Source organism: Paenibacillus sp. 01T442 (genome assembly GCF_056398345.1).
Map to the genome: position 1 here is coordinate 169,438 of NZ_JBFTPF010000009.1, position 8,295 is coordinate 177,732.

Sequence of the window (8,295 nt, forward strand, 5' to 3'; positions counted from 1 at the left end):
GTTCAACGTTTTTAGGAGGTCATCATGTTCTACAATACCAAATGCGATTGCGGACATCAGAACCCCACAGGGACTACGCTGTGTGAATCCTGTGGGAATCCGCTGATCGATATCGATGGCAGAGACATACTGGAAATGCGCTATGATGGGATGGCCAGACGTTCTCAGAAATCAAATCCTTCTCTGCTCGATAAAGTCTGGAATTTCTTCTCCTCAGTGAAAATAGCCGTATGGATCATTTTCATTACATTGCTGGCTTCAGCTGTTGGAACGATATTTCCACAAGAGAATACCTTTCTAGACATGGATCCATCTCAATATTACAGCGAAAACTATGGGCAACTAGGGAATATTTATCATGCACTTGGCTTTTCTCATACCTTCAGCTCATGGTGGTTCATCACGTTGCTTTTCATGATTGGCACTTCGCTTGTCATTTGCAGTTTGGATCGTGTTCTTCCCCTTTATAGGGCGTTGTCCAAGCAGCAAATTCGCAAACATATCAATTTTCTGACTAGGCAAAATGTCACATTTGTGACAGATTTGCCTGCGGGAACGGATGAAATCGCTTGGACGAACAAGCTGGGCACACTTTTGCGTAAAAAGAATTACCGTATACATACCGATGGCTCTGCACTGCTTGCTGAGAAATATCGCTTTAGCCGCTGGGGGCCCTATATCAATCATATTGGACTCATTATCTTCTTAATCGGTGTGCTTATGCGCGGGATACCCGGCTGGCATATGGATCAATACATGAGCATCCTTGAAGGTGAAACCAAGCCCATACCGCATACGTCGTATTACATCAAGAATGAGAAATTTACTCTCACGTTGTATGATGAACAAGAGCTTCCTGAAAGCATCAAAGCCAAAGGTCAGATTGTTCCGAAGACGTATGAAACGCAAGCTGTCTTGTATCATTGTACCGCGAATTGCGGGGATGGGGCAGAAGCGCCCGTTCTGGAGGAAGTTCACAAGGCCAATATCATTGTGAATCATCCATTGGATTACAAGGGTCTGCAAGCGTATCAGTTTGATTACAAAGCAACACCACTGCTGATCTCGGTGAAGCCTACACTAAGCAATCCAACTACGGGTGAGACTTATGGTAGCTTTGATCTACCTATGAATAATCCTAAAGAGTCTTATCAAGTAGGTGCATATACCCTTACGCTGAAAGGTTTCTTCCCTGAGTTTGGCATAGAGAAGGGTCAACCGATTTCCAAATCGAATGAGCCGAAAGCACCAGCTTTTATTTTTAGCATAACGGGACCGGGGCTAGCTGAAAAAGGGGAACCTTATCTGTATTTCCCAAGACAAATCGATAAGGAAACGTTCTCGCAAGATACCATTAACGGTGCGATTAGCCAGAAGCTGAAGATTGCGGTTGGCTCCATGGAAGGCGTTCAATTTGCCAATTATACGACATACTTGAACATTCGAGTGGATAAAGCTATGCCATACATCTGGGTTGGCTCTGCGATCTTTATGATCGGTGTCATTATGGGCTTCTATTGGCAGCATCGACGCATTTGGATTCGAATTGATGGGGGCAAGTTGACGCTCGGCGGCCATACGAACAAGAACTGGTTTGGACTTCGCAATGAAGTTGCCGCAGCGCTGAATAAGAATGATCTGGACGTTTTACCGAAAACATTAGCAAATGGAGGAAACCAGGGGTGAATGTAAACTCTGTTAGCAGTACCTTTCTACTCATCGCTTTTTTTGTATATTTGCTCGCATTCTTCCTGTTTGTTCTTTCGATTACGGGTAAAAGGTGGAGCAACCGGAAACCGGAAGACCACACGAGGCAATGGGGGTTCGTTGCTTTTATTACATCGGTTGTCGGTTTTGCTTGTCATGTGACATTCTTCTTCACACGATGGGCTGAAGGGGATCATATCCCTACTTCCAATATGTATGAATTTATGACGTTCTTAGGGATGATGATCATGTGTGCCTTCTTGATCGTATATCTCATCTATCGGACTCCGGTACTGGGCGTCTTCGCACTACCGATTGGCTTTATCATCATTGCCTATGCTTCCGTTTTTCCAAGTGAAGTACAGCCATTGATTCCTGCGTTGCAGAGTTACTGGTTGAAGATTCACGTAACAACTGCGGCTACCGGAGAAGCTTTCTTTGCCGTTGGTTTTGCCGGTGGATTAATGTATCTGCTTCGATCCGTTGACTATACAGGGACGACGAAGACTGATAAGAAGGAACAAAGAGGTGTTGAGCTTACCTTATTCTTTATTTTTATGCTCGTTGCATTTATTGCCTCGATTTTTACATTCAATGGATCAGGCTACAAAGCTGTATTCTCCAAAGATGCGATTGTTACGAATGCACAAGGTGTACAGGAAACCAATCATACGACAGAAACTTATGTATTGCCTCCAATTGTGCAGCCATATGAAATGAACGTCGTAGAGATGAAGTCATTCCTTGGTATGTCTGAACCCTTATTTACAGCGCCATCCTGGATGGAAGGGGCTAGTGCAGGTCGTAAATTAAACACCGTCATTTGGTCCATCCTTGGTGGTCTCATTCTATATTGGCTAGCACGCCTAGTGGCTCGTAAACCATTGGGAGCAGCGATTGGTCCGATCGTGAAAGGAATGGATGCGGAAGATCTGGATGAAATCAGTTATCGCGCAATTGCGATTGGCTATCCGATCTTTACCCTGGGGGCGCTCATCTTCGCAATGATTTGGGCTCAGGAAGCATGGGGCCGGTTCTGGGGATGGGATCCGAAGGAAGTATGGGCATTGATAACTTGGTTATTCTATGCAGTATTCCTTCATCTTCGCCTTTCAAAAGGTTGGCAAGGTAAGAAATCCGCGTGGTTAACCGTAATTGGATTTATCGTCGTTATGTTTACATTAGTAGGTGTGAACTTAGTTATAGCAGGACTGCATTCCTATGCAGGTGTTTAAAAACAAGTACGTACATTAATAAGGGATGTGACGCTAAAATGGAATTGAAGCCAAGTATACTCGTTGTTGATGATGAAGAACGTATTCGCCGATTGCTCCGCATGTATTTAGAGAAGGAAGGTTATTTGATTGAAGAAGCGGAAGACGGAGAATCCGCTTTGCGGATGGCTACCGAAACCGACTTCGATCTGATCTTGCTTGATGTGATGCTGCCTGGCATCGACGGCATTGAAGTCTGTGCACGCCTTCGTCAAGTGAAGTCCACACCAGTCATCATGTTGACAGCGAAAGGTGAAGAGACGAATCGTGTGAGTGGATTTGAAGTGGGTGCGGACGACTATGTCGTCAAACCGTTCTCACCGCGTGAAGTGATCTACCGTGTGAAAGCGATCCTTCGTCGCTCCTCAGCGACTGCGTATTTATCCAAAGATGCAAGTTCAAGCAATAATATCGTATTCCCGAACTTGATTATTGAGCATGACGCACATCGTGTGACAGCTGGTGGTCAGGAAGTTGCTCTCACGCCGAAGGAATATGAATTGCTGCATTACTTGGCGGTTTCGCCCGATAAAGTTTTCTCTCGTGAAGAGCTGCTCAAGGATGTTTGGAACTACGAGTTTTTCGGTGATTTACGGACCGTTGATACGCATGTAAAGCGACTTCGTGAGAAATTAAACAAAGTATCCCCGGATGCTGCAGCGATGATTACGACAGTATGGGGTGTAGGCTACAAGCTAGAGGTGCCGAAATAAGTGTTTATTTTCAGAAGTGTCGTAGGTAAGCTGTGGTTAACCATTATAGGCCTAGTTGGGGTTGTCTTGCTCATACTGGGCTTTTTTCTTGTCAATTATATGGAAAATTATTTCGCGGAAGCAACGGATCAGCGCGATAATATGAAAGAAGTGGCACTCAAGTTTTCGGAAGAAGCAACGACACACATGTACAACGAGCAATTCTATCAATTAAGTAATGAGCTGCTTAGCTTTCAAGATTCAAGAATGCTTGTGATTTCTACGGATATGAAGGAAATGGCCATCCCGCGAACCAGTGGGAGTCAGTTAGTCGAATTCCATGTTTCTGATTTCTTTACGGCTGAAGAACTGAAGCCTGTGTTTGCCGGCCAAACAATCGATAAGCAAGTAAATAGCTCGCGCACAGGCCGCTTTGAGGCAGGGACGGAATACCTTGTTGTGGCAGTTCCACTTTTCAATTTGGAGGGGAGCATTGTAGGGGCGACATTGTTGTATCAATCCCTTCAGTCGTTAGAAGCCACGCAATCGTATATGTTAAGATTGTTTGTTTATGTGTCCATTGTTGGTTTTCTCATGACGACCTTCTTCGCTTTCTTCTTGTTCTCACAAATTACGAGACCGCTCCAGCAATTGAAGAAAGCAGCAGATTTTATAACACATGGGGAATATGGTACGCGTGTCCCGATTCTTTCCAAAGATGAGATTGGTGAACTTGCCAAAACGTTTAACCACATGGGCGAAAAAGTGCAGGAAAGTATTCATGCCCTCAGTCAGGAGAAAGAACATTTATCGAGCATTCTACGAAGTATGACCGATGCAGTGATCACCCTGGATGTGAATGGTTCTGTAATGCTAAGCAACCCGCAAGGGGAGAAAATCGTAGAAGAGTGGAGTACCATTGAGTGGTCTGATGATGAGGGAGAGCCAAGACGTTTCCCAAAACCGGATACTGCACTCGGTGATTGGGGCCTCATGAGCTTCAGCAATCCAAACTCGATGCCAATCCCTGTACCGTTGATTCCGCTCTTTGAAGCGGTTGTCGATGAGTCAGCAGAGGCCGCTACTAAGCTTCATGTGCAAAATGGCGTGTGGTCCGTTGCGATGACGCCACTATACTCCAGGGATCAAGTGCGCGGCGCTGTGGCCGTTCTCCGTGATGTGACGGAAGAGGAACGTCTCGATAAGCTGCGCAAGGACTTCGTGGCGAACGTCTCGCATGAGCTGCGTACGCCGATCTCGATGCTGCAGGGCTACAGTGAAGCCCTGCTGGACGATATTCCCTCCACGCCGGAGGAACGCGTGGAGCTGGTGCAGGTCATTCACGACGAGTCGCTCCGCATGGGGCGCCTCGTCCGTGACCTGCTCGATCTGGCGCGGATGGAAGCCGGCCATCTCGAGCTTTCCTTCAGGGAGGTCGAAATCGACTCCCTGGTGAGGCGCATGCACCGCAAATTCGCGGTGCTGGCCAAAGAGCGCGGCATCGCGCTAAGCGTGACGCTGCCGGAAGAGCCGCTCATCCTGCAGCGTGCGGATGAGGATCGCTTGGAGCAGGTGCTGACGAACCTGCTCGACAATGCGTTCCGCCATACGCCCGCAGGGGCGCGTATCGCCTTGATGGCGGAGGCGTGCCTCTCCAAGGATCGGCCCGCGATCCGGATCGAGATCGCCGACGAGGGGCAGGGGATACCTGCCGAGGATCTGCCGTTCATCTTTGAGCGCTTCTACAAGGCGGACAAAGCGCGTACGCGTGGATCTTCTGGGGGGACTGGACTTGGCCTCTCGATTGTTAAGAACATCATTGATTCTCATCATGGCACTGTAACGGTACAAAGTACATGGGGGCAAGGCAGTACATTTACGATCTGCTTGCCTTGCGAACACAAATAAACAGAAAATTGCGCGAATTTCGACACGAAGAAAAAGGCGTTTGCTGAGTTAACACTCAGCAAACGCCTTTATTTGTAGAATATTCAGATAAAATCTTGTTGTTCGTGAAACAATTTGTGCTTATAGCGTTAGTGCGCGAACATTAACGATTTCATCTAGTTTGGTAAGTTCAGCCAATACTTCAGCAGGGGCAGTTTTATCAATTGTCAGTACCATGATTGCGGAACCGCCAATTACTTTACGACCAACTTGCATAGTCGCAATGTTGACTTGATTGCTTCCGAGAAGTGTACCAACGCGTCCGATAATACCTGGTTTATCGTTGTGGGAAATTAACAACAAGTTACCCTCAGCAGCGAAGTCAACTGGATACTGATCGATACGCACGATGCGCTCGCCAAAGCCAGCAAGTAATGTTCCAGCAAGTGTTTTTTCTTCTTGTTTCGTTTTAACCGTCACTGTAACGAGGTTAGTGAAGCTATTTGATGCATTTGACGTTTGAACGACGATGTTAACACCGCGAGATTTAGCCAGATGCATAGCGTTAATGATGTTGATGGATTCCAATTGATTTTGGAAAATCCCTTTTACAATGTAGCGTGTCAATGGACTTGTATCTACATCCATTAAGTCACCGGCATAGTTAATTACGATTTCAGATACAGCGCCTTGAGCGATTTGTCCAAGGACAGAACCGATTTTTTCACCAAGACTGAAGTATGGTTGAAGTTTGTTTAATACATCCGCAGGTACAGGAGGCATATTGACAGCATTCTTAAATGGTTCATTACGAAGAATATGAAGAACTTCCTCAGATACGTCGATGGCTACGTTTTCTTGTGCTTCGATTGTCGATGCGCCAAGATGAGGCGTTACGATCACTTTCGGATTCGTTAGGAAAGGGTGGTCTTTTGATGGCGGCTCGACTTCGAATACGTCGAAAGCTGCACCAGCAACGATGCCTTGATCAATCGCTTCAACCAAAGCTAGCTCATCAATAATACCGCCGCGGGCACAGTTGATGATACGAATGCCTGGTTTCATTAACTCAAATTGTGGTTTCGCGATCAAGTGACGCGTTTCCGGTGTAAGTGGCGTATGAACTGTAATGAAATCTGCTTGCGCTGCAATTTCGTTAACAGAACCGAGTTTAACACCCATTTTCTCAGCACGCTCTTCAGTCAAGAATGGATCATAACCGATAACTTCCATGCCAAATACTTTCGCGCGTTTCGCAACTTCACTACCGATACGTCCCATACCGAGAATACCTAGTGTTTTGTTGCGAAGCTCAACGCCAATAAATTTACGATCCCATTCGCCGCCAACTGTTTTCTTGTACGCTTGTGGAATCATACGAGCTGTTGCCATCATCATGGCGAAAGTTAGCTCACAAGTAGCAATCGTGTTACCGTCAGGTGCATTGATAACGATAATCCCGCGTTTTGTTGCTGCTTCCAAATCAATATTGTCGACACCAACACCTGCGCGGCCAATCACTTTAAGCTTTGTACCGGCATTCATGATTTTCTCCGTTACTTTTGTTTGGCTACGAACTAAGAGGGCATCGTACTCACCAATGATAGCAATGAGTTCGTCTTCAGATAGACCAGATTGCTTAACCACTTCAACATCAGCTGCATCATAAAGCATTTGAATTCCCATGTCACTAATTGGATCGGATACTAGAACTTTGTACATAATTCGGTTCCTCCTTAGATTTGAACATAAAAAAACTCCCAGCCCTCGGATACAGACAGTTAGCCTGTAGCCAAAGGGACGAGAGATTGCTTTCGTGGTACCACCCTAGTTCGCTGCCCATTCGCATGGGTAGCCTCATTTGGTCTTGCGACCTGGAACTGTAACGTGTTCCTAACCCGATTGCATCTACTACCGTTCAATGCAATAACTCTGGAGTGCTCCGCAATTTGTTCGCTACCGGTTCTCACCTACCACCGGTTCTCTGAAAGCTACTTTATTTGCTTGGCTCCGTCAACGCTGTACTGTGATATAGAATTTTTAATAGATTACCATGCGTTCGAAATCGTGTCAATACATGTCGAACGATTTTCACTTTTACGTCATAAATGTTCGGATTGACAGTTAATCAGAAGCTTTTCGTTTATTTTATAGCAAGAATGTTCAGAATGCAATGACATTTTGCTTATATTTGAGGCCCGTTTTCTTGTATGGTACAGTGAATATTAGGTTCTTAACTAATGAAAGCAGGAGTGTGTACCAAAATGGAAATTAATCACATTTATCCGCAAATTTTTCTCCAAGCAGTCGACCAGAAAACACTAGGAAATAGTGTCATCATTGATGTAAGAGAACCCCATGAATGGGAGTACTATCATATGGAAGAAGCCAAATTAATTCCCATGGGGCAAATTCCGCTCCGTATGGGTGAGCTTCCAGAAGATGAAGACATATATATCGTTTGTGCACATGGGATGCGCAGTATGCGCGTAGCTGAATATTTAAAAGAAAACGGTTTCGAACGTGTTATTAATGTTGACGGGGGAATGGCTGCTATCGGTATGTTCCGCGGCTTCCAATACGACTAAAAAGTAAAAGCTGATGACTTCGTCCACCGAGTGGGCCAAATCTTCAGCTTTTTTCTTATTTTGCATCTGAAAAGAACGGTAATTGAGGCAATGTTTCATTGGAGTACCATTTCGCTTTGCCTTTGACAAAGTCACCTGTGCGAACAG

The 8,295-nt window shown here is 45.6% G+C and carries 6 protein-coding genes and 1 other annotated feature; of the genes, 5 read left to right on the forward strand and 1 reads right to left on the reverse strand.

Annotated elements, in window-relative coordinates:
- The first annotated feature begins 24 nt into the window (after positions 1–24).
- From resB to AC1DLM_RS11160, 4 genes are read left to right on the forward strand one after another with little or no spacing between them, the layout of a single operon-like run.
- Positions 25–1,686, forward strand: coding sequence for a cytochrome c biogenesis protein ResB (gene resB, locus AC1DLM_RS11145; protein WP_441986804.1), 1,662 nt, complete (start codon positions 25–27; stop codon positions 1,684–1,686).
- Positions 1,683–2,942: a cytochrome c biogenesis protein CcsA gene (ccsA, locus tag AC1DLM_RS11150; RefSeq protein WP_441986803.1), complete on the forward strand. Its 1,260-nt coding sequence runs from the start codon at positions 1,683–1,685 to the stop codon at positions 2,940–2,942. Before resB ends, ccsA begins: the two co-directional genes overlap by 4 nt.
- 38 nt (positions 2,943–2,980) lie before the next feature.
- Entirely contained in the window at positions 2,981–3,694 is a 714-nt protein-coding gene (locus AC1DLM_RS11155) for a response regulator transcription factor (protein ID WP_057312096.1), read from the forward strand.
- On the forward strand, positions 3,695–5,581 hold the full coding sequence (locus tag AC1DLM_RS11160; RefSeq protein ID WP_477569934.1) for a sensor histidine kinase: 1,887 nt from the start codon (positions 3,695–3,697) through the stop codon (positions 5,579–5,581).
- A gap of 120 nt (positions 5,582–5,701) precedes the next feature.
- On the opposite strand, the gene serA is transcribed toward AC1DLM_RS11160, so the two are convergent.
- Positions 5,702–7,282, reverse strand: coding sequence for a phosphoglycerate dehydrogenase (serA, locus tag AC1DLM_RS11165; protein WP_171628849.1), 1,581 nt, complete (start codon positions 7,280–7,282; stop codon positions 5,702–5,704).
- 71 nt (positions 7,283–7,353) lie between these two features.
- Positions 7,354–7,586 (reverse strand) — a binding site (T-box leader).
- A gap of 238 nt (positions 7,587–7,824) precedes the next feature.
- On the opposite strand from serA, the gene AC1DLM_RS11170 reads away from it, so the two are divergent.
- Entirely contained in the window at positions 7,825–8,148 is a 324-nt protein-coding gene (locus AC1DLM_RS11170) for a rhodanese-like domain-containing protein (RefSeq protein WP_441986801.1), read from the forward strand.
- The last annotated feature ends 147 nt before the right edge of the window (positions 8,149–8,295 follow it).